Genomic DNA, 24,824 nt, shown 5'->3' with positions numbered 1-24,824 from the left:
GGAAAAACCGCGGAATAAACGTGCAAAAAAATCAGTGCATCTCACGTGTGTCCACCGCGATAACTAACCATCAGTACAGTCAAGACGTGTCGGTGTGGGTTATTCTCAACCCCACGAAAATACGTAGCGTTGAAGCCTTACGCACGCAGGTGGAATCTATTGCGCATAGCTGCGGGGTCACGCATATCCATTGGCTAATGACCTCGCAAGAGGACCCAGGAACAGGGCAAGCTATTGAAGCAGCACAAGCCGGAGCGAATATAGTGATTGCTGCAGGAGGCGATGGAACTGTTCGCGCAGTTGCTGCGGGTCTGGCTGATACGAATGTGCGTATGGGAATCCTGCCCTTGGGGACAGGGAATTTAATGGCCCGTAACCTCGGTATTCCCCTAGATGATGTGGCCAAGGCTTTCAAAATTACGGTCGGAGCAGGGCATCGTCGTGTGGACCTCGGGTGGTTACGAATGGAAGCGCAAGACGCCCCTGCTTTACTGCCTGCCGAAGGAAAGCTAGTTCATCACGCTTACAATATGTGGGCGGGCACATCACGAGCACCTGCTCAGCCAGAGGAAATGCCCGCGGATGATGAGTTTTCTTTCCTTGTGATCTCGGGTCTTGGTTTTGACGGGAAAACAATGGCTGACACGGATCCTCAGCTGAAAAAACGGCTCGGATGGATTGCCTACGTGGTGGCTGCTTTGGGTGCTCTTTCGGTGCCTCGTATGAAAGTGAAACTGCGACTACATGAACCTTGTTCCCCTAAAGAAACGCGGGCATCAGCATGGGAAAACGCAGATCCGCATGAGGAAGCTGCAAGTCAAGGGCAAATGTATCAAGTCAACAATGTAGGTTTTCAGGAAAAATCTGCAACACGTATTCGCCCAGATAAAGATGTCGATGTGATGGCACGGTGCGTATTCTTTGCGAACTGTGGCCAACTGCCTTTTGTCACATTAGCGGCAGCTGCCAGTGTTGATGATGGGCTTATTGATGTGGCAGTAGTTGATACGGTTGCAGGACTGGTTGGATGGGCTAATCTTGCTGGGAAAATTTTTGCTCAAGGTTTAGGCATACGACCGGTCAATACTGCGATGTCACTAGGACGTATCGTTTTCCGTCAGGCACGCGGAGCTGATGTGAGTGTTGACCAGGCTCAGATTGTGCAAGTCGATGGTGATGCTGTAGGCCGTGCGCGACGTATTCATGTGCGTATTCAACGCGCTGCCGTTGATATTGCAGCCCCAGTAGGTAATGGTAGGTTCTGATTTTTGGGCGGAAGTGCTGAAATATTTCTTGGTAAAATAGCACAAACATCATGTAAGTGACGTGCATATGCCGAGCAGATGCCGCATGTAGGCGGCACACAGTCCCATTGACATTATTTGTGGCGGCGTGACGGGATGGTTTGTGGCCTCATATGCGTGATATGCGTGTCATGATGAACGCAAATAACGGGTCTTACCGAAAAGGACATAGGATAAAGACATGATTGATGTGCGCGCTTTGCGAGAAAACCCTGAACCTGCTCGTGCTTCACAAAGGGCACGAGGCGCTGACGTTGACCTTGTTGATCGCATTATTGAAGCGGATGTGGAACGCCGCACTGCTTTGCAAGAATTTGAGTCTTTGCGTTCCCAACAAAAAGATGTGTCACGTCTGGTGGGTAAAGCGTCGCCGGAAGATCGTCCAGCCGTGTTAGCTCAAGCAAAAGAGCTTGCTGACCAAGTGAAAGCCGCCGAAGCACGTTCCAATGAAGCAGCGTCTGAAGCTGACCGTTTAGCGCGACTGCTGCCGAATTTGATTGTGGATGGTGTCCCAACAGGCGGCGAGGATGATTATGTTGTTTTGCGTCATGAGGGGCCGAAAGTACGTGATTTTGTTGCGGAAGGTTTTGAACCAGCAGATCATTTAGCCCTCGGTGAGCGTTTAGGTGCTATTGATGTGAAACGCGGAGCTAAAGTTTCAGGTTCGCGTTTCTATTATCTGACAGGTGTGGGCGCTCGCCTTGAATTAGCTTTGATGACAATGGCGATGGATCAGGCGGTAGCTGCGGGTTTTGTCCCAATGATGACACCGACGCTGGTGACGCCAGCGATTATGGGTGGGACAGGATTCCTGAATGAGCATTCCGATGAAATTTACTATCTGCCGGCAGATGACTTGTATTTGACGGGCACATCTGAGGTTGCTTTGGCTGGTTACCATGCGGATGAAATTTTAGATTTATCTGCCGGTGCGAAACGCTACCTTGGGTGGTCAACATGCTACCGACGTGAAGCGGGTTCTGCTGGTAAAGATACGCGGGGTATTATCCGCGTGCATCAATTTAACAAGGTGGAAATGTTCAGCTATTGCCGTCCTGAAGATGCGCAGGAAGAACACCAGCGTTTCCTTCATTGGGAAGAAGAAATGTTAGCGAAAGTTGAATTGCCGTACCGTGTTATTGATACTGCTGCGGGTGATTTAGGTACTTCCGCTGCACGTAAATTTGACTGTGAAGCATGGTTACCGACGCAGGAACGCTGGATGGAAGTAACTTCTACGTCCAATTGCACAACTTTCCAGTCGCGTCGTTTAGGTATTCGTGAACGCCGTGAGGATGGTCAAATGTATCCGGTGGCTACGTTGAATGGTACTTTGGCAACTACTCGTTGGATTGTTGCGATTCTGGAAAATCATCAGCAGGCTGATGGTTCTGTGCGTATTCCTGAGGCTTTGCGTCCCTACCTTGGTAATGTTGAGGTTTTTGAACCTGTGAACTGATGTGCTGTTCCTTTGTGGCCGCGTGAACTGTGATTATGTGGCCATGAGGGTCAGGTACGCTGTTAATAATGTTGTGAGGGTTATTGTTCCGCGAAAATACGTGCGAGGGTACGGTAAATCGAGGACATGATATGCGTGCAGTTGTGAGTGCCTCATCTGTGTGAAAGAGAGGGATGGTAAATGTCGAAACGAAACCCTTTCTTGACGCCGCCTCCCTCAGGTGAAAAGCCGCGCCCTTTCCGTGAGGTAGTGGATGATGTTATTGAGAGTTTGCCGCAGGATTTACCAACGGATCCTCAGCAGCTCCTTATTGGGCTTGATATTGATGGGACGTTACTGACACCTACAGGTGCGACACCTCGTGTGCGTAGTTTGTATCGGGCCGTCATTGAAGCAGGGATTCATACGGTCATTGCGTCGGGGCGTACTTTGGGTGCGGTGCGACCTATTGTGTCTCAACTGGGTACGGATACGGGCGTGTCTGTGTGTTCAAATGGTGCGGTTATAGCGCAGTGGGATCCTCATTGTGAGGGCGGGGTGCGTGTCGTTCAGACGTGCGAGTTTCGTGTGGATGAGGTCTGGGATCGCGTGCTTTCTGTTCTGCCGGATGCGATTATTGGTGTGGAAAAAGATGGTGGTTTTTTTATCAGTGATTTTTTCCCAGAGGGGGAGCTGATTGAAGAACACTGGGTGCTTCCCATTGAGCAGTTACGTCAGAAAAAGACTCCAAATCTGGTAGTGCGTGCTCCGCAGATGTCGATTGAGCAGTTTTCTGCCGCATTGGATGATTCTCAGGTGCGTCAAACTCATGAAGTTTTTGTTGGCTGGACGTCGTGGGCAAATATCGGGCCTTTGGGGTGTACGAAAGCGCGTGCTTTAGATGATTTAGCGAGGCAGTATGGTGTGCCTCCGCAGGGAACTATTGCCGTAGGGGATGGGTCGAATGATGTCCCTATGTTAGAGTGGGCGGCTTTAGGCGTGGCAATGGGTGGAGCAGATTCTCAGGTTCGCTCTCATGCGCAACATGTGACTGCTGCAGTGGAAAATGATGGAGCGGCAGCAGTGATGGCGGCTTTATTGTGGCATTGCGGTGTGCCTTTCCCTTCAGCTTAAAACATTATTCAAAGGAGAATACGTGCGGTGAGATAGACAATCATTTTTGCTGGGAGCGCATTTGTGCTGCTGTTTGCGGCTCGGTATCTACAGCCCGTGGGATAGCTCATCTTGGGTTTGCTGTGGGCGTGTTGTGTGCGGATGTTTCATTGTCCACGCCGGTGCGGGCAGTGCTGATGCGAAGCGAATACTGTAGGAACTTCGTGCGACGCTGCCTGATGTGAGGCCAAAAATGATGGTGCTTGGAACCGTGATTCTTAGCGGATATCACGTGCCTGCCCTTGCTTGAATTATGTGTAGTACCCCGCAATGCTGAGTGTCTCGCTGACATATGAGCGTCCAAAAAGGGCGCAATGAACCATCAGCATATGGAGTTGGTGGAGGGGTATTCGTTCACGCCAACCGTCAGCAAGGGGTGAAATTTCGTTATAGGCGGCCCAGATTTTTTCATGATGCGGGCATCCAAAAACAGTAAGTTGAGCGAGGTCTTCTTCAGCATGGTTGCCTTGAGCAGCGGGGTCAATAAGGATGATTCCACTGTCGGTCCACATGATGTTCCCATTCCATAAATCACCGTGAGTGCGCGCTGCCGCTGTTTGGACAAGTGCGGGTTGTGGATGGTCAAAATCACCGTTGCGTAGGCGTTCGCACAAACGCATAAGGGTATGGATTTCTGTGGATGTAAATACGTTGTCTGTGATGTAGGGCAGGACCCGGTATTCGGCGTAAAACTCTCCCCACGATGTTGGCGCGTGACGTGCTGAAATAATCAGGGGGAGTCGAGCGTGCCCCATCCACCCGTTATCTTGTTCCCATTGAGGAGGTGGACATCCAAAATGAGATGCCCCTGCCGCGTGAGTGCGGGCGAGTGCGCGCCCAAAATCTTCTGCGGCCTGTGGGTGGGCGGACACGGTACGCAGTGACGGTTCTGTGAGCCAGTCGTGCCCGTGTTCAAGGATCGCAACGATTGCGGCTCCTTGGGCTTCTCGTAGCCATTCAAGTCCAGCGCATTCCCAAGCAATATGGCCGGGGTCGCCGCTTTTGTGTCGCACGTTCACCCTTGTACATTAGCGCGATGCATGTGGTCGTGACCAGCGTGATTGCAGCAGAGGGCTTTGGAATGTGGAAGCAGATGTGGAACATATGAGCTTTCAGGCGCGTAAGAATGTTATGACCGCGTAAGATCAAACCGATAACATGTAACACCCCTGTACAGGAGGCACCGTGGCCGATAAAAATGCGTATGAGTGGATCCGTGACGGACAAGCCACACTTGGTATTGAATGTGGGTCTACGCGAATAAAGGCAATACTTATCGGACCAGATCATAGTGTTCTTGCCGCAGGTGGACACACGTGGGAAAACACTCTCGTCGATGGTTTGTGGTCGTATTCCCTCACCGAAGTGCATGAAGGTGTGCAACACGCCTACGCCACGCTGGTCGCTGATGTTAATGAAAAGTACGGGCTCACCCCTACGTGCTACACGTCTATAGGTATTTCCGCGATGATGCACGGATACCTTGCTTTCGATGCCCAGAAAAAACAGCTCGTACCATTCCGCACATGGCGTAACGTGTCAACGGGACCAGCCGCCGCCCAGCTCAGTGAGCTTTTCGGCATCAATATACCGATGCGCTGGTCAATTGCTCACCTGCATCAAGCGGTTCTTAATAATGAGGAACACGTCGCGCGTATTGCGTCCATCAACACTCTTGCTGGATATGTTCACGAACTCCTCACAGGCCAGCATGTCCTTGGCATCGGTGATGCTTCAGGAATGTTCCCCATTGATTCACGCACATACACTTACGACGAACGTTGCCTTGACGCATATGACACGCTCATGGCCGACCAACCTTACACGTGGAAACTACGTGATCTGCTTCCGCAGGTCCTTGTTGCCGGGCAGGATGCAGGAAAACTCACGAAATCTGGCGCACTGCTTTTGGATCCTACAGGGCAGTTGCAAGCGGGAATCCAGATGTGTCCGCCAGAAGGCGACGCGGGGACCGGTATGGTCGCTACCCACGCAGTAGCTCCTCGAACAGGAAATGTATCCGCAGGAACGTCAATTTTTGCGATGATTGTCCTTGAAAAGGCACTGACTCGTCTTCATATGGAAGTTGATCCGGTGACGACACCTGATGGTTCACCTGTGGCAATGGTTCATTCCAATAACGGTGCTTCTGAGCTTGACGTGTGGGCGAAAGTATTTGCGCAATTCAGCGAGTATGCGGGTATCCACATGCCAATGGAGGATATTTATACTCTGCTGTACACCCGAGCGTTGAGCGGTGCTCCCGATGGCGGAGGGCTGCTTGCTTACAATCTGCTATCAGGGGAACCGGTTATTGGTGTTGATGCGGGACGGCCACTCTTGATGCGCCTGCCGGATGCAGATTTTTCATTAGCTGATCTTATGCGCACGCAATTAATGACAGTATTTGCTCCTATTCGCATGGGAATGAATATTTTAACAGATGAGGGTGTGGAGCTTGATAGGCTGCTTGCGCATGGAGGTATTTTCAAAACAGCGGGGGTTGCTCAAAAAATTCTCGCAGATGCTTTACGTACACCTATTGCCGTTGGGGAAACTGCCGGCGAAGGTGGCGCGTGGGGGATAGCTGTTCTTGCTCGTTACGCGGCTGTGCGCGCAGAAAACCAGACTTTGCCGGAATACCTCGATAATGATGTTTTTGTTGATGAGGATGTCACAGTTATTGAGCCGCATGAAGCAGATGCTGACGCATATGAAAGTTACCTTAGTCGTTACATGCGTGGGACAGCTATTACGCGCACCGCAGCACAGTATTCTTGAGGGCGACCTGTTCTTTGCTCTGTGATGCGGCCTGTCATTGTGTCATGCTGACTGCTCCTGAGCAGGTCCGATGAACTGAGGTTTATAAGTGCGAGTGGCATAACCAGGTGTGAGTGACAAGTGCAGGAAAGTGGGCTAAGCAGAAGGTACTGGCCAGTGTAAGTCAGGTAAATTTGTGACCCGCTATTCTCACAGATTCCGTATTTTTTACGGCAGGCAGGTACCCTTAAAGCTATGGGTAAAGCCAGTCGACGTAAAAAAGTTATTCCAAGCGCTCAACGTCCCGCGCCTCGTGCGCCTATTCCTTTCGTGGAACGTCCCTATGAGGGGCTTGCCGTAGAAAAAGAATTGGTTGCTATGCGTGAGATCATTCCGTGCGCCACTATGACCGCCCGCACCACCTCAGAATACGGCAGTGTCGAATTTGATATTGTGACGCTTCTGCCTGAGGGATTCCCAGCGATGATTCGTGCGGATGGTCGAATCCTTATTGGCCTGCAAACGCGAAATAACTCCGGTGATTTGTCGCATGACGCGGGTGCAGCCCTTGTCGCTGCTCTTGCTGCACGTGAACAAGGCGCAGAAGGAACTGTAGCTGCCGATATTCGTGAACCTGCTCCACGGTTGCAAGAATTGGTTGATAACAGTGGATTTGGTCCGATGGAACTGACCGCAGATTATGGGTACTGGTTTGATCCGTCAGCGCAGCTTGATGCGGATACTCAGCGTGCTTTGGAACGTAACCGTGAAGAAGTTATTCCCACTGAAGCTGTTCCTGGGGTGGAGGGAATGTACTGGTGCGCGATGAATCGTCACTTTGTACGTATCCTGACTGATATTGATGAATCGCGCCTGTTTACTGCGCTTGCACGTTTGCAATTGGCTGGCCGCACGAGGCTTGGTGAAGGTTCGCGTTTCGTTGGGGCTTTCCGTGCGTGCGGTATCGCTATTCCTGTTTTTGAATTGGGTGATGGCGTGACTGCGGCAGATATTGCGGCAGATGCGAAAGTTTTTGCTCAGGCTTTGACGGAAACTGTGGAGAATACGGATCCGTTGACTCATGATGAACGACGGGTGCGTCAGGGTCTTATTTCACGGCAGGTCACTATTCGCTGATTTGCATAATTGTCAGATGACTGTGGGTTCGCTGGTTATCAGCGGACCCACACGTTTACACGTCCGTAGCTTTTTGGTCTGTAGGTGATCTTTATTTTCGTGATTCTGTTCAATTTTTGAGATAAATACAATAATGTCTTGTTGTGAGCGCTTCGGGGGAATAAAGCAAGAAAAGTTGCTTATATGCTACATCCCATCCTAATAAATCAGTTATGATGAAGAATCGGCTTATTACTTTACTTTTCATGTTTTTTCTTTTTGGATGTGCTGCCGCTCAGTCGCCGTCCGTCAGTGTTTCTGGGAAAGATATTCCACACCTCACAAGGATTTGTGCTGCGGATATGGCAGGGGCTTATCGCAAATCGTAATCGCCTTTCTTTCGAGCGGTGATTTCTGATGGCGAGGTGAGTGAAACAGATGTGCCGGATTGGCGTGGAAGTTCTAGCATGAGAGTGTGAATAGAGCAGGTCAGGCGTACAGAGAAAATGTTGCAGCGCCGCAACGAGTCGCAGCTATTATTCCTGCGCATAATGTGGGACGTGTGATTGCTTCAACTGTTCGTTCATGCCGAGCTATCCCTGGGGTGGACCTCATTATCGTGATTGACGATGCCTCAACTGATGACACTGTGCGGGCTGCGCGGTATGCAGGTGCAGCAGTGGTATCACACACAGTGGAACGCGGTCGCGCTTCAGCTATTGAAACAGGCGTAAAAGTTGCAGCTATGCGTGATCACTCTGACTGGCCTGAACGTTTACTTTTAATACTGTCAGGGGATCTTGGGGAATCTGCTGTCGAAGCAACAATGCTGGTGGAATCTGTCATGTCAGGTATGGCGGATTGTGCGATAGGCACGCCACCATTGGGCGGTGATACGCCACCGGAACATTCTGCCGCACACAACATGGCGCGACGAATGATTCGTTATTTAACGGGCTGGGAGTCACGTTCACCACTTAAACAAGAACGCTGTTTGACTCGTGAAGCTGTGAATATTGCAATGCCCTTCGAAAAAGGCGCAGGACTCGAATTTGCTTTAGATGTGGATGTGCTGCACGCGGGACTTTCTATTGTGGAAATGCCTTGCGGTTTTGTTCATCATGAGCCTGATGGGACAGAAAGAGATTCGCGGCGTTCAAAAAACCCGTTAGAAGTAATGCTGTCCATTATTAAACGCTGTTTGACTCGACGGCCTTTATTTGCAGGAACTCGCGCAGAACTTAGCTGTGAGCAAGCGGTAGGTACGCCCTATCCTCAGCCAGCCTGCATGCGCGATAAAGAAACTGGCGTATCTGTCGATCATGATTTAGGTGGCGCAGATGATACAAATGCTCCGGGTGCGCAGGTGATATAGGTGAGGCGCCCTTTCCAGAGCAGTCACGATGACACGAACGATACAGGGTTATTGTCGAGGTGATTTTTTTAATCGCAAGCTGTTGAGAACAACAAATACTGAAGAAAAAGCCATCGCCGCTGAAGCGATCATAGGATTCAACATTCCAGCAACAGCCAAAGGGATCATGGCGACATTGTAAGCAAAAGCCCAGAAAAGATTTGCGCGGATAATACGCAAAGTATCGCGGGCAATACGCAAGGCTGTAGGTATTCGCCGCACATCCGATGTGACAAGCGTGATGTCAGCAGCGTTATTTGCTACATCCGTGCCGGAACCCATCGCTATCCCTAGCCCGCAATGATGTGCCTGAGCAAGGGCGGCCGCGTCATTCACACCATCCCCGACCATCACAACAACATGCCCATCTTGTTCAAGCTGCTGCACGATACGTCGTTTATCTTCAGGTAACGCATGAGCGTACACGTCACTAATCCCGACCTGATTAGCAACATAATGAGCAGCTCCCTCGTTATCGCCTGTAACCAGTAAGGGGCGTAGCCCTAGGTTTTTCAGTTCAACAATCGTGTCATATGCATGAGCTTTGATGGTGTCACGAATAATAAAAAGCGCCTGAATACTCCCATTACTGAGGTCCTCAGGGAAAAAAAGGGAAGGGGTTTGTGTAAGGTCGCTTATTGTGTGCCCAGCGGAGGTATCAATGTTTTCGTTTGTGTGCCGCGCCTGTACTTTTCCTTGGTATCCAGCGTTTTCAACGACCTTTTCCAGTTCGGCATCACTGTAGGGGCGGGTCAGAGTAAGGGTTGCTGATTCTGTGGCAAGGTTGACGAGTGCGTGAACGCCGTCAAGTTTTCCGAGTTTACGTTCGACACGTCGAACACAAGAAGCACAGGTCATTCCGTGAATACTCATATCAACGGTGGTATGCGTTGCTCTGCTGGTGGTTGTGTTTTCGTCGTGTGTAGGGGAGGCTTCCTGCCTGAGGGCGGGGTTTGCCTGCCCGTCAATATGGGCAAGGAAAACAGCGGAAGCTCCTGATTCTTGTGCGCGTTGTGCGTGCGCAGCAAGTTCCTCTGGGATTTGTAGGCCACGTTCAGTGAACCATGAAGGCTGACCAAGAAATGCCCTTGTGTGAGTGTTGTCGGCGGCAATATGAATAGCGCATACGCCAAAACCAGGATGGTTACTGAAAGCTGTCAGCGGCGTGGGAGTGATGTTTTTTTCTTTCGCTGCTGCCACGATAGCGCGTGCGATGGGGTGTTCGGAAAAAGACTCTAAACCAGCAGCTAATGCGAGGATGTTGTCCTCAGAAAGGAGCTTCCCTTCAGGAAGATTGTTTCCCTCAGAAGTGGTCTTTGCCGTATTGAGGTAAATATTTTCTACCGTCATGTGCGCGGTTGTGAGTGTCCCAGTTTTATCGAGGATGACGGTATCGGCGTGCTGTGTGCGCTCAAGAACTTCAGGATGGCGAATCAAAATACCCATATGTGAGGCTCGTCCAGATCCAACAAGTAAAGCCATAGGTGTGGCAAGTCCCAAGGCGCACGGGCAGGCGACAACGATGACAGAAACCGCTGTGACAAGCGAAAATGACAGTGAATGGCCGACAAGGAGGTGGCCGCAGAACGTTAGGGCCGCAATCAGTAGGACCACGGGAACAAAAATACTGGATACGCGATCAGCAAGTCGTTGTGCGGGGGCTTTTTCTGTTTGAGCTTGAGCTAATATTTTCCCCATGCGTGCAACATCAGTGTCATTACCTACCCGAGTTGCTCGTACAAGGAGGGTCCCCCACGTGTTAATTGTTGCTCCGGTAACGCTGCTGCCGGGGTGAACATCGACGGGTAATGATTCTCCGGTGAGCATGGAGGCATCAATGGCTGAGAATCCGTCAATAACAATACCGTCGGCGGCAATTTTTTCGCCGGGCCGTGTCAGGAAGGTATCTGCGACACGCAGTTGAGCTATTGGAATACTTTCTTCAGAGCGTTGCCCGTTGTCGGGATCAATGGTGATACGTGTGGCGCTGTGTGCTCCCATATCAAGTAGCGCCCGTAAAGCATCCCCGGCCTCGTGTTTTGCACGTGATTCCAATGTGCGCCCAATGAGGAGGAAACACACAATGGTTGCAGCCGCTTCAATGTAAATGTAGTGGGAGTCTGAAGGGGCTGACAGGAAAGAAGCCCACCCCATGTGCATACTGTGTGCATGCGAGGTGCCAAGGAGCAGTACGGTCCAGCTCCACACGGTTGTAACGATCACTCCAAGCGAAACAAGGGTGTCCATTGTTGTTGATCCATGCCGCCCTGCTCGCCATGCCGCGCGGTGAAAAGGCCAGGCCGCCCATGTCACGATTGGGAGTGACAGGAATGCCACGGTCCACTCGTAATAGTCGAATTGAAAAGCCGGAATCATTGACAGTGTGACAATGATGAGGGTAAGGGGGATAGTGACCCATAGGCGTGTATGGAGTGAATGGGTTTGCGGCGATGAGGGTGAAGGCATAGGTAAAGACGCGCTTTCGTGGGCCGTGTGCCCTAGATTTACGTACTGTCGGTGGAGGTTCGTGCGAGCGAGTATCTGCGCGAGAGTTCCTTAGAAGTCCCTGTGGATGCTGACGAGTTCAAAACCTGCTTCTGTGACTGCTTCTTGCAGGGCTTGGTCATCAACACCGTGATCGGTGACGACGGTGACCTGTGATGTGCCACCGGAGTTCAGGATAACTTCGATGTTGAGGACCCCGGTCACGTCTTCAAGTTCTTCGGTAATAGAAGCAACGCAGTGGCTGCATGTCATACCGGTGACGTGGAGGACGACGGTTCGATCAATAGGCATGGTGTTTTCCTTTTCTGTGTCAGGATTTGATGAGGCGGGCAATAGCTTGGGTAGCTTCTTCTACTTTTTCACGCCCAGCTTCTTCGGATTCTTTTGCTGCTTGTACAACGCAGTGGGCAAGGTGGTCTTGGAGGAGGGCAATAGCAACTGAGTCGAGTGCGGACTGTGCGGCGGAGATTTGTGTGAGGATATTTATACAGTAGGTGTCCTCAGAAATCATGCGTTGGAGTCCGCGCACTTGACCTTCAATACGTCGTAAACGGGTGAGGTATTGGTCTGTTGATTGCGTGTAGCCGCTCATGCTGTTCCCTTTAGTTGGTGCTCACCATGTAGAATACCCCTAGGGGGTATATGTGTCAATGTTTACGCTTCTTGTGCTTACACAAAGACTCATAGATTTAACCTATGAAACACACAGTAATGATTCCGCCCGCACCTCGCAGATATCCTCCTCGACAATCCACACCCCTATATTCCAGACCCCAGCAAAACACCACCCACTGATATAGCTCCTGAAAAACGTGACTCTTTCACGGATAATCAGAAATAAGAGCAGACAAAGGCACTACCTGTGCCCGGCCTTATCCTTTGTGGAAGAACAAGTATGGCTACACGCAGACGACGATCACCTTTCTACACGCCTCGACGTATCCCCCACGCCGTCGCAGCACGCACAGCCGGACTTAAATTAGCGCCACTGGTCCCACAACTGGCTCTCGCAGGAGCCACCACACTGATCGCTGACTACGCGATTGTTCCTGAAAATCTGCGAGCCACCCTGCGCACATGGGCTTCACAGCTAGGCGACGATATTAGCGAGCACTCCCAACGTATTTTCTTTGACGACCCGGGACTGGATACCCTTTTAATCCGTGGAATCAGCCGCACTTCAGCTATCGTCACAACGCTTATACGAACATGGCTGATGACAACAAAAACTTTAGGAACAGACCGCGACGGCCGGGCAGCCCGTACACTGCCGCTTTTACCACGACGCGGATATGACTCATTCATGACATTCATGCTGACTACAGGAACTGCAGTCGGACTTTTACGCGGCGGGCACGTACACACCGCGACCACTTACGATTCAACCCAACCCGACAACGACGACCCATCCGCAGAACATGTGCGATCTGACGTTGGACGTTACCTTACCCCCCACACGCTGACAGACCTGGCGCATGACATCAGCGACCTGTACTGGTCTGACACTCAGGGCACAACCATAAAAATTACTCAAGTAGGCGACGAAATGTCACGCCGATGGATTATGTCGCTGCCGGGAACAGACCACGTGGACTGGGAAAGCACGCCTAACCCAGCCGACACGGAATCAAATATCCGTGAAATCCTTGGCTTACCTTCCGCAATGCGTACAGGAGTCTTGCGCGCCCTGCATGAAGCAATGAAAAAAGCAGGAATCCCAGAACACGAATACCACAAAGAAAAAGTGCTGATTTGCGGACATTCCCAAGGCGGAATGGTTGCGGTCGCTTTAGCTTCACGTGAACCCGTAGAAATGGGAGTCAATGTCACAGGGATCCTGTCATTAGGCACCCCAGGGCGACGATTCCGTATACGGCCCGATGTCGTTATGGTTGCGGTGGAACACGATCAAGACGTTGTTCCCAGTATGGATGGAACACCGGCGCGCGCCCCAGATCACAGAGTCGTTGTGGGACGTAAACTGGTGCGTCCACGTCATAACCCTTTGTATTACGCGCACTCATCTACAACCTACGCTCAAACTGTGCGTTTACTGGAACGTAAAGTAGATATTGCGCCGTGGGGGAAAGTCGCGCGAACTGTAGAAAAATTACGCCAATTCTTACCGCAACCGGGCGAATACACTCGTGTAACAATTCATGAGATTTGGCAAGAGGTCCGCGAACCTGCGCATAACAGCAGGTGGGATACGTTTTTGCGTCTTGAACGCAGCACACTTACCCCTGTGGACTATGAAGAAACACTGGTCCCGCAACGACAAGGAGGTCGTCATGACCACACCTGAGCCTCATTCCTACATATGGGGTGCTTTGAAGAAAAGCACAGAAGAACTCCTCTCACGTTTACCGTCGCTTGAAACAGGTAGCGCTCGCTCTAATGTGCCCGGTGATGCTCATTCGCTCAGGTTTAGCGGCACACAGCATCATGCCTCTGGTCAGGCGTATCCACGAGTGAGCCAGCACACCGGTATGAATATACATAAACGTGTCCCGCATATTGCTCATCCGCTGACACTTGGCACGCTGAGTGTACTTGCCCTAGGCGCAGGAGCCGCCTTTGCTTCTTTACGTTCCTCGCGGCGTACAGGCAGGTCAGAACGTATCGGCACGTATTTGGAAAACAGTATTGCCTCAGCGCAATTAGGTGAAGGCATTTCTGTGGAGGTGCTGGCACTCCAAGTGCGTGAAGGTTTCGGTAAACCCGATCTCATCAGTGTTGATATTGTGATTCACAGGCAAGGCCGCATGAATGATTCCACTGATTCCTTTGCAATGGAAAAATCTACGCAGGAGCAACAGACAGGGAGTATTCCTTCACTTCTTGCGCCTATTGATGCTGATAACGTGCCTATTGGCGCTGATACTGGACAGGTGTCACAGGATGAGTGCGCAGGAGGATCCAGCCTTACCTCTCAATTACTTACCCCTCAATCAGAGGAACGGATGACCCGGCATGAGGAATTGACAGAGGAGGAAATCCACGCCGCTCATGTTGTTTTACGTAGCTTATGGGACAATCCAGAAATTGCCCCCGTATCCATATGCTTACGTGTACGTGAACAGTGCGACGGCAAGCTACGTGCCAGTTGCACGGATTTAGGGTGTGAAACGGGTATTGTGCAGCCTACGCAGTTGTATGAATTTTTTGGTGCTCCCGCTTCAGATCGTTTGTGGCACCCGTAAGGTAACCGCTAGCATCCGCATGGTGCTCGCAAAACAGCCGTTAAGTCACCCAAGGTAGGTGTCAGGCATCCCGCTAGGTACGGGTTAAGTGCCCGCAAAGCATTTGTAGGGTAGTTACAAACCAGTGACGTAGTGGTGCAGTGAAGCAGTGATGCCTCAGGCGGGCAGCTCAAACCGATGTGTGGAGGACATAAAACAAGTGCCCCTGCACGAGCTTACGAAAGTAGATAAGTCGTTACGCGCTAAGTCCACACAAGCACTAGTGTCCCTGTACGGGCTTACGAGAGCGTATCCTCATGCACCCACTGAGCAATCGTTTCCGATAAACCAATGTATGTATGAGGTGACAAGGCCAGTAAACGTGCCTCTACTGCGTCAGGTAAACCAAGGCCAGAAATGAAGTCACGCATACTTTCTGCGCTCACCTCATGGCCGCGAGTGAGTTCTTTCAAACGCTCGTACGGATTAGCCATACCGGTTGCTCCGGCAATCGCTGCCGCCCGCATTGCTTGCTGCACGGCTTCACCAAGGACAGCCCATTGGGTATCTAAATCATCTGACATGCGCTGCGCATCAATGTCGATTCCACGTAAACCGCGAACTAAATTATCGATTGCCAAGGCGGAATGACCCAGTGCGACACCAATGTTACGTTGAGTGGTTGAATCGGTCAGGTCACGCTGTAAACGTGAGGTTACCAAAGTGGCGGCAAGGGAATCACAGAGCGCACACGAGATCTCAAAATTTGCTTCCGCATTTTCAAAACGAATGGGATTGACTTTATGAGGCATCGTTGAAGAACCTGTGGAGCCTTGCGCTGAAAGATTCTGGTGGAAGTATCCCAAGGAAATATACGACCAGCAATCAGTGGCAAGGTTATGCGCAATACGGTTAAAACGGGCAATATCTGAGTACAGTTCCGCCTGCCAATCGTGGGATTCGATCTGCGTGGTGAAAGGATTCCACGTTAAACCAAGTTTTTCAACGAAATTACGGGTGATTGCAGGCCAGTTAGCCTCAGGAACAGAGATCACATGAGCAGCCCATGTGCCTGTAGCACCGTTGATTTTGCCCAGGTATTCCGTCTGTTCGATACGATGAATTTGACGAGTAAGCCTGTGGTGGATAACAGCGATTTCTTTACCAATAGTGACGGGGGTAGCGGGTTGGCCGTGCGTGCGCGCCAGCATGGGGGTGTGTGCGCCAGCGTCTACAAGTTCAACTAAACGGTCAGTGAGTCGTGCAGCGGCAGGTAACCATTCATTTGTGACGGCGGAACGGATGGTCAGCGCGTATGCAAGGTTGTTGATGTCTTCTGAGGTGCAGAAAATATGAACGACCTCAGTTAATTCCGGTAAATGAGTGCTGTCACCTAAAACTTTGGTAGCTTCACGCATGTATTCACCGATGAGGTATTCAACTGCTTTCACGTCATGACGTGTTTCGGCTTCGATTTCTGCGAGGCGTTGAATATGTGTTGCCCCAAAAGCACGTGGAAGTGCGCGCAGGTAGTCGCGTTCAGCGTCAGTGAGTGTGGGAGCGCCCGGTAGTGCCTGTGTATCAAGCAGGTGGATGAGCCATTCGATTTCCACGTGGATGCGAGCACGGTTCAGAGCCGCTTCGCTCAGATAGTTTGATAGTGCGTGAACAACGGGACGGTAACGCCCATCCAGAGGTGATAATGCTTCACCAATGGTTGATAGATCTGTGTAACCGTCTACTGGGGAAAAAATTAACGCTGCGCTCATAACTCCATCATTCCAGACAAAACCATGTGACAGAAGGGCCATCCACAAGATGTGTGAGGATCCTCTATCTGCGAATATCTCATATCCCCAAGATGGGATGCCGCATATCCCCAGGATCAAAAAGCGCGGGAGAAGTTATCCACAGGTCACCAGCGCGGGGATGATACGGCGTAAAAGCGTGCCTAAGCTGTCGGATGCTGTGGTAGCGCCTAGGCGGTGCGATCAGTGAAATGTCTGGATTTTCAGGGCAATACAGGATGCTACGGGTGTTCTGCGTGCCTTTTGATAGGTACGGATGAAAGGGATGAAAGATGTACTCATTTATTGGATGTCTTGAGGACGTTTATCAGCATGTGCAGCATGGTTCTGATTTATTGCATGAGGCTGCGCAATTGATTGCGAGGGATGATTTTCCCACGTGGAAAGGAAGTACAGCCGACCGTGCGCGAATGGTTATGCAGGATATGTGCGCACATATTGATCGAACGAATACGCGCATACAGAATATTCACCGCTACCTTGATGCACAAAGCGCTTTGTATGAGCGTATTGAGGCAGCGTCTTTAAGTAACCTGTACACCGTTCCTATACGATGACGGCACAGATGAATGATCCCATGAGTGTGATCCCATGAGTGACCCGATAGACGATTCGATAGGCGACCCTTTTCTTGACCATGTGGTTGTTACCTCTGCGCATACTCAGGTCAATACAGATGATTTAACTTTCAGGTGCTCTGACATGCGGCAGGCTCAGGACATACTGCTTCGCGCCGTCGGAAGTATCCAAAGCGCACGTGAGAAAATCTCTGCTCTTAACAGCGGATATTACGAGGAGTATTGCAGTGAAACAGCTTTAGAAAACGCGATACTTGATGTCACACAATGCGCTAGGGATATTGAGGTTTTCCAAGGAAACCTGCTGCGTGCTCTTTTAATTTTTATTGCTGCTGAAGGGGATGCAGCCCGTTTTGAATGTGTATGGAAAAAATTTGGCCCCCAGCAGCCGAGTACGTGGAATGTGGGAACTTTCAGCCCTCATACGGGACAGAACAACATTCCCACAGGTGCGCCTATAGGTTCAGATCAGGCGCAATCTATGCGGGGAAATTCGCCCTTTTCCCCTTTTCTATGTACTGACCACGTGAGGATGTGGCTGGCTGGCGGATTACTGTGGGGTACGGGCACAATAAATTCTCTCATTCACCATGCCAGTGAATTTGCTACCGGTGTGGGGGATGGGTCTGTGGGTTTACGAGCAGAATTAGATATGGCAGCCATTGGGCGGCGTATTGATTACGACACTGCGTATTTTGTTCCACCGGGACGTCATGAGGGTAGTTATGTGGGTAACCGTGAGATTGCTTCAGCAGCAGCTCTAGCGGCCTCATGGTATGCCGGTTTAGGGGCGTTATTTTCAGGGCCGAGTTACGGTGTTCGCGTGAGTACAGGACGAGGCGCGCATAATAAGGCAAGTCAGACACGATGGGTTGGTTCGGGGGATGGGTCTGTCCCTGTGGCTTTGACCTATGTTCCGGGAACGGGCGCAATGTTCCCATTGCTTTCGGTGATCGCGGGGGCATCTGATTCAGGAGCGGGACTGCCTGCCAGCGTGGAGCTAAGGAAGCCCGGACCTGTTGGACGTGACCCCGTGACTGTGAAAACGCCTCGTCAAGCAACGGATGCTCTACGCAGAATAGCCACATTGAAAGAAGGCAGCGATACAGGGCAAATTGAAGTGCTGGAGCATCGGGGACTTTCCGGTAAAAAGTCGTGGAGTGTTATTGTTCGTGGAACGCAAAAATGGTTGCCCGGTGAAAGTAACCCACAGGATATGCTGTCGAATTTACAAGCAGTTGCAGGGCAAAATTCAGATCAACGTCAAGCTGTCCTGACAGCAATGGATATGGCGGGGATTCGCTCCGGTGACCCTGTTGAATTTGTTGGTCATTCACAAGCCGGAATCATTGTGGGACAGTTAGCCAGTGAACCAGATGTTTTACGTCGGTATCACGTGGTTTCTGCTTTGGCGGTAGGCTCCCCAACAGGAGGTGTTATTCCTGGCGAGGGGGTAAGGATGCTTGCTTTAGAAAACACGCGCGATATCGTCCCATCCTTAGATGGAACCGCTAATCATTGGAATGAAGGCTCCGCGACCCTACATTTTGATGGTCAGGCTTTGGATGGGCGAACGCTGGACGGGAAACCAGTATTTGCACATGACTTATCTGTGTACGTGGAAGCTCTTGAGCATTGTGAACGTGAATCACATGGCTCACGCGCTCCTGTGGAAGTGCAGGAATGGTTAGATGCCAGGCAAAAGAACTTGAACTTTACTGATGACACGGTAACGATTTCCCACATATTCGACACGCAACGTATCAGACCCTCAACATAGCAGGTCCTAAAACCTGCCAGGTCACAGAAAGCGTCGAATATAACATGTACCTATAACATGTGCTGGGCTATAACGAACGTGTCCTGTATATCAGTCTTTTTCTTTCCCAAGAATCGCAACTGCGATAGCAGTGATCGCCGCAGTTAATGTACCGCCTAATAAAGCAGCTCCGAAAGTATCCACAACGAAAGGTAAACCAAGTAAGGTTGCGGCTTTGCTGGCAGCAATAAATACAACCGCATTTGTCACCAAAGCAAATAAACCGAAAGTGAGGATGTACAACGGGAAAGCCAGAATTTTTACTAAAGGCCGCACAATACTATTCACCAAGGTCATAACTACCGCAATGCAGGCAAGCAGTAAAAGATGCCCCGACAATGTTGCACTATCCCCAACATGGATACCTGATATTAAAGAAGCTGAAGCCCAGATACCGCACATGGTGCCGATAAGTCGAACGATAAGTCTCATAACGCTAGTGTGTCACTTCCTGCGGTGGTGTGCTCTGTGAGCTGCTGTGCGTGCTGACCGTTTTGGTGTCTTGAGAGTTCTACGGATGCTGAGTGCGTTAGGTGTGTCGCACCCTTTCTTGCCTCTACTTCTAGTCTCGCCGTGATGAATAAAGGCTCGTATTCGTCGCATAGCATCGCTTAACCTAGGGCGAGCATCCCACGATGAAAAAGGAAAGCCGGCCCGTTGCACCTATGCATATCACAGTGCGTCTACATCAGGAAAGTGCTTAATAAGTACGGTAGGACTGATATATGCATAATCCTTTCACCGTTCCTTTACGCGCAGAAGTTGCTTCGCTTCCCCGCTACATCCCAGGCCGCTCCATCGTAGGCGCAGATAAAATATCTTCCAACGAAATGCCGTACCCACCTTCAGTTCATGTAATTGACGCGGCGATTGCTGCCCTCGCCTCCCCGAACCGATACCCGGATATGGCGGCAACGGACCTGACCGCGGCGCTCGCTGAACACCACAAGGTAGGGGTTGAGCACATATGCGTGGGAACAGGTTCATCCGCTGTGCTTCTAGCAGCACTATCCGCAGTGTGTATTCCGAATGCGGAAGTAATTTTCCCGTGGCGTAGTTTTGAATCGTATCCGATTGCTGTGCCCGCCTCAGGTGGGAAAGCCGTTCCCGTTCCCCTGACAGAAACAGGGGAACACGATATAGAAGCAATGATCGCTGCTGTCACACCTCACACAGTGGCACTTATTGTGTGTACACCGAATAACCCCACAGGTCCGGCACTGTCATGCTCTGAGGTTGAAAATATTGTGCGCCACGTTCCCGCGCATGTCCTAGTCATCGTTGATGAAGCGTACATTGACTTTGCAACTGACCCGCAGGTGCGAACGGCAATCCCGCTGATTGAACAGTATCCGAACGTGTTGGTGATGCGTACTTTCTCTAAGGCGTATGCTTTGGCGGGATTACGTGTGGGCTATGCGGTTGCCCACGCGGATTTAATTGCTGCAATGCGTGCGCTGTCAGTGCCTTTCGGGGTGTCAGCGGTCGCTCAAGCTGCGGCGCGTGCTGCTTTAGAACACCAGCAGGATATGCGTGAGCGTGTTGATGAGGTTGTGGCTGAACGTGAACGTATCGTCACGACTTTACGTGGACTAGGGGTGCCGGTTCCTGACACTCAAGCAAATTTCTACTGGTTGCCGGGCTGTGATGTTTCCTTTGTTGAAGCATGTGAACGTGCTGGTTTAGTTGTGCGTCCTTTTCCTGAGGGAGTGCGTGTGACGGTGGGGACGCGCGAGCAAAACAATCGTCTTTTAGCTGTGGCCTCCGAATATTTCGCTTGATTTTAGACGATGGGTAGCCTGCAAAAACAATGGCAAGCTATGGTCTGATCTGGGCTGAGTGGCGGCCGACTTAGGTCAAGCTGTGGCTCAGCATGAGGGCAGCAATCAGTAGCGCCGAGAACACGATTTCACTGATGCCAATAACTGCTGGGCGCAGGGGCTTGCCACCTTGTGTTTTCAAAGGAATAACGCAGCCGCGCGCAAGGAGCGCACACCCTAAGATAACGAGGCTCCAATGCGCATAGTGTCGCATCCATAGGAATAGCCACGTACAAAGGACAAGTATGTGCCATAGGCCGGTAGTGATAATCCAGCGGATGTTACCGCGCCCGCGTATCAACGAACGCACATAGGGGACAGTTCCCAGGAAATACCCGGCGCATATACAAGCGATGAGCCAAGAGTACGTTCCTTGTTTTGTGCCGGCTAGTTCGCTGAACCATTGCGCAGCAAGATGCGTGCTGCTGTGTGTGAGGTCCTCGGTTCGCTGCCATGTGCCGCCCAGTGTGTATGCGACAGGGCTCATAAGGCATGAGGCGATGATAGTTGTGGTGCGCACAAGGAGTGAGCGCGAGTTTTTCTTGAAGATCCCCCATGCGGCGGTGAACACAAGCGGGAGGAACAGTGGCGCCCACAGTAGCAGCGTGGGAGCAAGGAACAGTAACGGTGTGCCAAGTGTGCCAGTGGCAATGAGCCAGAATATGAGGGCAGGGGTGATACGTTTTTTTCGTCGTGGCGCTGATTTTGCCCATAATTCGGTGACGTGAAAGAGAGCGAAAGCTGTCAGCCATGCTGCGCTCAGTAGCAGGTGGATACTTTGTGCTTCGCTTGCGTATATTCCAAGGAACAGGGGTATTAAGGCCATAGGCCATGCGCCGTGCTGGTCGGGGATCCATCCGTGCGCGCGTAGGTTGCGTGTGATGGGCATTGGGTTTTTCTTCCGGCTAGCGAGGGTGTTTATCTGGGTACTTGATTGTGAACGTAGTTCGTTAATTCACTATATGCATAGTTGTGAGGGGAAACAAGGTGTCTGTGGGAAACTTCTGTGCCACGGTAGCCTGCGCCGTTTCCTGTCGTGCTGTTTGTGGACTGAATTTTTCTGATGAGGGGCGTTATTTTTGTGCGAGCGGGTAAGAGCGGGGTATTCAAAAGGGTTCTTTAGTGTCTCATATACGCTGTTTATGCCCTGACATAAGCTGTGATTTTCAATAAATAAATTGAGGCGGGGGGGGGGATGACTTTTTCTTTTGCTTGGAAATCAGCCGTTTTTTGCTTTGTGGTTTCGCCTGTTTTTGTAGGATAGCATTATTTGAAATTTTTATAACTGTTGAGGGCGGGGGGGGGGTAGTCGTACCCTTTATTTTTATGTATAAAGTAGCCCGTCGTATCCGTATATCTTTGGTAGCTATTGCTATAACTTTTGCAGTATTGGTTCCGCCTTTACTGCAGAATTTACCTGGCGTGAATGTCGCCTATGCCGAAGATACTCAGAACCTGAAACTGGTTCTTGACACGGTTGATTCCGCGCAGGGGCGCGAGAAAAAACTGGAATACTGGTCGGGCGAAACAATTTCCGTGTACCCGAACTTTCATGCTTCGGGTACGGGCGTGAATATTCCGAATGCCAAACTTGAACTGTGTGTACCGCGCGCATCTTACTTGGAGGAGCCAGGTTATGTGGATTCTTCGCAGGCGCAAGGTTCAGCCCGTCGGACCACAGATGATGCATGGTGTATTGACTATACTTTCGACAAAATCACGGGTGGCTTGAAAACAGCGGTTCCATTTTCTTTCCGTTTCAAAAATGAGGTCACCCGCACTGGTTTCACGGTTACTCCTACGTGGAAGCTGATTGGCGAAGACGGTGAGGTCATCAAGGAAGATTCAGTCACTTTCACCGCGAAAGCATTGGATCAATACGAGCCGCGTAAAATCGCGTCAACAACTAGCACATATAGCTGGGATATACGACGCGAGAACCCAAGGGGAGTGTTTTTTAGTCAAGCAGATTTTAGATACACTCGCGATCAGGATGATACGCACACACCTGCGGATTGGAACAGGGATCTTCGATATGACATGTGCGTGAAGCCGACGGGTACAGGAGCGCCTCCCGGATTGGGACTCCTTAAGCCGACAAAAGTGAAATTTGTCGATAAATTACCTGCAGAAGCAACACTGTCTCCTAACTCCCCTTGGTGGAAGTATGATCCGGAGACTCATAGTGCCACGTTTGAAGGCCCGGTGAACTATCACGCGCTCTGTGGTGGTTACATGGCGACCATTTATTTGAGGTTCAATAACGCCACCGTGTACACGGATGCCACTAAGACTGAACAGCTAAAACATGTCAATAAGATGGTTGCAACCGTCGATCCTGGTTTAGCTACCGAACACGAGTTACCGGAAGTCAGCGATTCAGTTGTATTCCGTCCCGTTCTGTACACGCCGCCACCACCACCACCACCGGTCTTAGCAGAAGGCCAGTCGAATCTCGCTAAATGGGTGCACACGCCAGATTTCATCTACTACGCTGAAAAACTTTATCGTAGGGGTGAGCAGGTTACTGTTGATCCTTCAGATCCAGAAAAAGATATAATTCGTTGGGTCTTCAATATTTCCAACACCAATAACAAAAGAGCGGATACCAATGCGACACCCATTTCGGGTACAGGTATCAAGAGCTACTTCCGTGAGGTCCGTGATTACGGGCTTGACTCTAGGCTGTACTACAACACCTTTAAGATTAACGACCAGACTGGTTTTGTTTTCAACGGTAATTCCCTCACCAGAGATCAAGCGATCGCACAATTTAATGCGATGGGCAATGTTTTGTATGGTGTGAAGGATGATAATATTGAGGTTGAGCTTGCCCGTGACCTAAAAATAGGTCAGTCTGTCAATATTGATGACAAGCAGCGTCAGTATAAAGCCCTGCGTTTAGCTTTCGCCACACCGTTGGAAATGGATAATCAGGCGTATGGCTTCGTTGTGACTGCCTATCCTGTAGCGACTGAAATGGAAAAATGGAAGGCAGAAGGCTATCAAGGGCGCCAGTCCTATATTAATGATGCTGATGCTCAAGCCTCACTGGGTAGTGTGAATAGCGATGTTGTTAGGGTGGCAGAAAAGCCACAGGATCGCGCTAATAACTATGTTTACATCGACGGGATTACTCCTAGAGTGGCCATGTTCAGTGGTTTTGAATCAAACCGGAACAGAATTTCTCGACCACCAGATAGCAACACAGATTCCAATGCGTGGATTGTGTATGAGAATTGTGAGAATAAGAGGGATTCGAGTGGCGAGAATCTGACGGTTGCGACTATTACGCCGCAAAATTGTGGGCGTGTGCGTAATTTTCATGTGAATTCGAGTGTCTCTGGTATATGGGGCACTTTAGAAGAACCCGTCAAAAATCTGCGTCAGATTGTGGTGTTGCCTCCGGGTGTGAATTATCTGCGCACGACAGGTTCGTCGATGTATGGTCGCCCTTTACCGAAGCCGATTGAACCAACTATTGTACCGAACTTTAAGAATACGGGTCGTACCGCGCTGGTGTATAACTATGGTGATGTTGAGTCACGTTACGGAAACGGTGACTGGCGTTCTCTAGGTGTGCAATCTAGTTTTGATTTGGATACGACACTGTACGCGGAAATGAACCCGCGACCCAATATCATCACCTATTACACGTTGTGGGATAACAATGATTTGGTGAAGCCAGAGGGCAATACTTGGAATGCTTGGCCTATTACAGATACTAATGACATAGATGAAGACGGTAACACTACCGAACGATTTATGGCATCAACTATGAACATCCGCTTTACTCCTCCGGCGGAGTTGGTTCCGAAGAAGTCGGTGTCTTTGGATGGGCATGGGTGGAGTTTGTCTGCTCCTGCTCAGGATTTGGGTGGTTCTGTTTTTTATCGGTATTCGGTGG

Annotated in this window: 19 protein-coding genes; 12 read left to right on the top strand and 7 right to left on the bottom strand. The window is 50.6% G+C overall.

Annotated elements, in window-relative coordinates; translation table 11 throughout:
* Positions 1–86 precede the first annotated feature (86 nt).
* The 3 genes from LRP54_RS06025 to LRP54_RS06015 all read left to right on the top strand — a co-directional run bounded on the left by LRP54_RS06025 (position 87) and on the right by LRP54_RS06015 (position 3,876).
* Complete coding sequence (locus LRP54_RS06025; RefSeq protein WP_231235376.1) at positions 87–1,265, top strand: diacylglycerol/lipid kinase family protein; 1,179 nt, start codon at positions 87–89, stop codon at positions 1,263–1,265.
* Between the two features lie 220 nt (positions 1,266–1,485).
* Positions 1,486–2,763: a serine--tRNA ligase gene (gene serS / locus LRP54_RS06020; protein ID WP_231235375.1), complete on the top strand. Its 1,278-nt coding sequence runs from the start codon at positions 1,486–1,488 to the stop codon at positions 2,761–2,763.
* Between the two features lie 180 nt (positions 2,764–2,943).
* The gene (locus LRP54_RS06015; protein WP_231235374.1) at positions 2,944–3,876 is read left to right on the top strand and encodes an HAD family hydrolase; all 933 of its coding nucleotides are present in this window, start codon (positions 2,944–2,946) and stop codon (positions 3,874–3,876) included.
* A 290-nt stretch (positions 3,877–4,166) separates the two neighbouring features.
* Here LRP54_RS06015 and LRP54_RS06010 read toward each other — a convergent pair whose 3' ends face one another.
* Positions 4,167–4,928 carry a fructosamine kinase family protein gene (locus LRP54_RS06010; RefSeq protein ID WP_231235373.1) on the bottom strand — a complete coding sequence of 254 codons (762 nt, stop codon included), beginning with the start codon at positions 4,926–4,928 and terminating at the stop codon, positions 4,167–4,169.
* 172 nt (positions 4,929–5,100) lie between these two features.
* Between LRP54_RS06010 and LRP54_RS06005 the strand changes: the two genes are divergently transcribed.
* From LRP54_RS06005 to LRP54_RS05995, 3 genes are all read left to right on the top strand, one after another.
* Complete coding sequence (locus LRP54_RS06005; RefSeq protein WP_231235372.1) at positions 5,101–6,696, top strand: xylulokinase; 1,596 nt, start codon at positions 5,101–5,103, stop codon at positions 6,694–6,696.
* Between the two features lie 234 nt (positions 6,697–6,930).
* The gene (locus LRP54_RS06000; protein WP_231205771.1) at positions 6,931–7,812 is read left to right on the top strand and encodes a DUF5926 family protein; all 882 of its coding nucleotides are present in this window, start codon (positions 6,931–6,933) and stop codon (positions 7,810–7,812) included.
* A gap of 454 nt (positions 7,813–8,266) precedes the next feature.
* Positions 8,267–9,166, top strand: coding sequence for a glycosyltransferase family 2 protein (locus tag LRP54_RS05995; RefSeq protein WP_231235371.1), 900 nt, complete (start codon positions 8,267–8,269; stop codon positions 9,164–9,166).
* A 48-nt stretch (positions 9,167–9,214) separates the two neighbouring features.
* On the opposite strand, the gene LRP54_RS05990 is transcribed toward LRP54_RS05995, so the two are convergent.
* From LRP54_RS05990 to LRP54_RS05980, 3 genes are all read right to left on the bottom strand, one after another.
* Complete coding sequence (locus tag LRP54_RS05990) at positions 9,215–11,671, bottom strand: HAD-IC family P-type ATPase (RefSeq protein ID WP_269212781.1); 2,457 nt, start codon at positions 11,669–11,671, stop codon at positions 9,215–9,217.
* 90 nt (positions 11,672–11,761) lie between these two features.
* A complete protein-coding gene (locus tag LRP54_RS05985; RefSeq protein WP_231205773.1) occupies positions 11,762–12,001 on the bottom strand; it encodes a heavy-metal-associated domain-containing protein in 240 nt (79 codons plus the stop codon).
* Between the two features lie 19 nt (positions 12,002–12,020).
* Positions 12,021–12,302 (bottom strand): metal-sensitive transcriptional regulator, encoded by a 282-nt coding sequence (locus LRP54_RS05980; protein ID WP_231205774.1) that lies wholly within the window; start codon positions 12,300–12,302, stop codon positions 12,021–12,023.
* A 303-nt stretch (positions 12,303–12,605) separates the two neighbouring features.
* On the opposite strand from LRP54_RS05980, the gene LRP54_RS05975 reads away from it, so the two are divergent.
* Entirely contained in the window at positions 12,606–14,015 is a 1,410-nt protein-coding gene (locus tag LRP54_RS05975; RefSeq protein WP_231235370.1) for an alpha/beta hydrolase, read from the top strand.
* On the top strand, positions 14,002–14,913 hold the full coding sequence (locus LRP54_RS05970; RefSeq protein ID WP_231235369.1) for a hypothetical protein: 912 nt from the start codon (positions 14,002–14,004) through the stop codon (positions 14,911–14,913). The genes LRP54_RS05975 and LRP54_RS05970 overlap by 14 nt, the downstream gene beginning before the upstream one ends.
* Before the next feature lie 278 nt (positions 14,914–15,191).
* Here the strand turns inward: LRP54_RS05970 and purB are convergent, their stop codons facing one another.
* Positions 15,192–16,661, bottom strand: coding sequence for an adenylosuccinate lyase (gene purB / locus LRP54_RS05965; protein WP_231235451.1), 1,470 nt, complete (start codon positions 16,659–16,661; stop codon positions 15,192–15,194).
* A gap of 311 nt (positions 16,662–16,972) precedes the next feature.
* Between purB and LRP54_RS05960 the strand changes: the two genes are divergently transcribed.
* Both LRP54_RS05960 and LRP54_RS05955 read left to right on the top strand, forming a co-directional pair.
* Positions 16,973–17,257, top strand: a complete 285-nt coding sequence (locus LRP54_RS05960) for a hypothetical protein (RefSeq protein WP_231235368.1) — start codon at positions 16,973–16,975, stop codon at positions 17,255–17,257.
* A gap of 34 nt (positions 17,258–17,291) precedes the next feature.
* Positions 17,292–19,058, top strand: coding sequence for a hypothetical protein (locus LRP54_RS05955; RefSeq protein ID WP_231235367.1), 1,767 nt, complete (start codon positions 17,292–17,294; stop codon positions 19,056–19,058).
* A gap of 90 nt (positions 19,059–19,148) precedes the next feature.
* Here the strand turns inward: LRP54_RS05955 and LRP54_RS05950 are convergent, their stop codons facing one another.
* Positions 19,149–19,529, bottom strand: coding sequence for a phage holin family protein (locus tag LRP54_RS05950; protein ID WP_231235366.1), 381 nt, complete (start codon positions 19,527–19,529; stop codon positions 19,149–19,151).
* A gap of 293 nt (positions 19,530–19,822) precedes the next feature.
* Between LRP54_RS05950 and hisC the strand changes: the two genes are divergently transcribed.
* The gene (gene hisC, locus LRP54_RS05945; RefSeq protein ID WP_231235365.1) at positions 19,823–20,878 is read left to right on the top strand and encodes a histidinol-phosphate transaminase; all 1,056 of its coding nucleotides are present in this window, start codon (positions 19,823–19,825) and stop codon (positions 20,876–20,878) included.
* Between the two features lie 70 nt (positions 20,879–20,948).
* Here hisC and LRP54_RS05940 read toward each other — a convergent pair whose 3' ends face one another.
* Positions 20,949–21,806, bottom strand: a complete 858-nt coding sequence (locus LRP54_RS05940; RefSeq protein WP_231235364.1) for a YwiC-like family protein — start codon at positions 21,804–21,806, stop codon at positions 20,949–20,951.
* Between the two features lie 437 nt (positions 21,807–22,243).
* On the opposite strand from LRP54_RS05940, the gene LRP54_RS05935 reads away from it, so the two are divergent.
* The coding region (locus LRP54_RS05935; protein WP_231235363.1) for a hypothetical protein at positions 22,244–24,824 on the top strand (2,581 nt) is incomplete at its 3' end.

It is taken from the genome of Schaalia sp. lx-100 (genome assembly GCF_021083625.1).
GTDB lineage: Bacteria > Actinomycetota > Actinomycetes > Actinomycetales > Actinomycetaceae > Pauljensenia.
The sequence above is the reverse complement of the archived record's forward strand: the minus strand, read 5'-3'. Positions and strand labels throughout refer to the sequence as shown.

Excerpts from the sequence above, each read along its gene's own strand:
- serS (WP_231235375.1), top strand. The coding sequence starts at position 1,486 with ATGATTGATGTGCGCGCTTTGCGAGAAAACCCTGAACCTGCTCGTGCT.
- LRP54_RS06015 (WP_231235374.1), top strand. The coding sequence starts at position 2,944 with ATGTCGAAACGAAACCCTTTCTTGACGCCGCCTCCCTCAGGTGAAAAG.
- LRP54_RS06000 (WP_231205771.1), top strand. The coding sequence starts at position 6,931 with ATGGGTAAAGCCAGTCGACGTAAAAAAGTTATTCCAAGCGCTCAACGT.
- LRP54_RS05990 (WP_269212781.1), bottom strand. The coding sequence starts at position 11,671 with ATGCCTTCACCCTCATCGCCGCAAACCCATTCACTCCATACACGCCTA.
- LRP54_RS05985 (WP_231205773.1), bottom strand. The coding sequence starts at position 12,001 with ATGCCTATTGATCGAACCGTCGTCCTCCACGTCACCGGTATGACATGC.
- LRP54_RS05980 (WP_231205774.1), bottom strand. The coding sequence starts at position 12,302 with ATGAGCGGCTACACGCAATCAACAGACCAATACCTCACCCGTTTACGA.
- LRP54_RS05975 (WP_231235370.1), top strand. The coding sequence starts at position 12,606 with ATGGCTACACGCAGACGACGATCACCTTTCTACACGCCTCGACGTATC.
- LRP54_RS05970 (WP_231235369.1), top strand. The coding sequence starts at position 14,002 with ATGACCACACCTGAGCCTCATTCCTACATATGGGGTGCTTTGAAGAAA.
- purB (WP_231235451.1), bottom strand. The coding sequence starts at position 16,661 with ATGAGCGCAGCGTTAATTTTTTCCCCAGTAGACGGTTACACAGATCTA.
- LRP54_RS05960 (WP_231235368.1), top strand. The coding sequence starts at position 16,973 with ATGTACTCATTTATTGGATGTCTTGAGGACGTTTATCAGCATGTGCAG.
- LRP54_RS05955 (WP_231235367.1), top strand. The coding sequence starts at position 17,292 with ATGAGTGACCCGATAGACGATTCGATAGGCGACCCTTTTCTTGACCAT.
- LRP54_RS05950 (WP_231235366.1), bottom strand. The coding sequence starts at position 19,529 with ATGAGACTTATCGTTCGACTTATCGGCACCATGTGCGGTATCTGGGCT.
- hisC (WP_231235365.1), top strand. The coding sequence starts at position 19,823 with ATGCATAATCCTTTCACCGTTCCTTTACGCGCAGAAGTTGCTTCGCTT.
- LRP54_RS05940 (WP_231235364.1), bottom strand. The coding sequence starts at position 21,806 with ATGCCCATCACACGCAACCTACGCGCGCACGGATGGATCCCCGACCAG.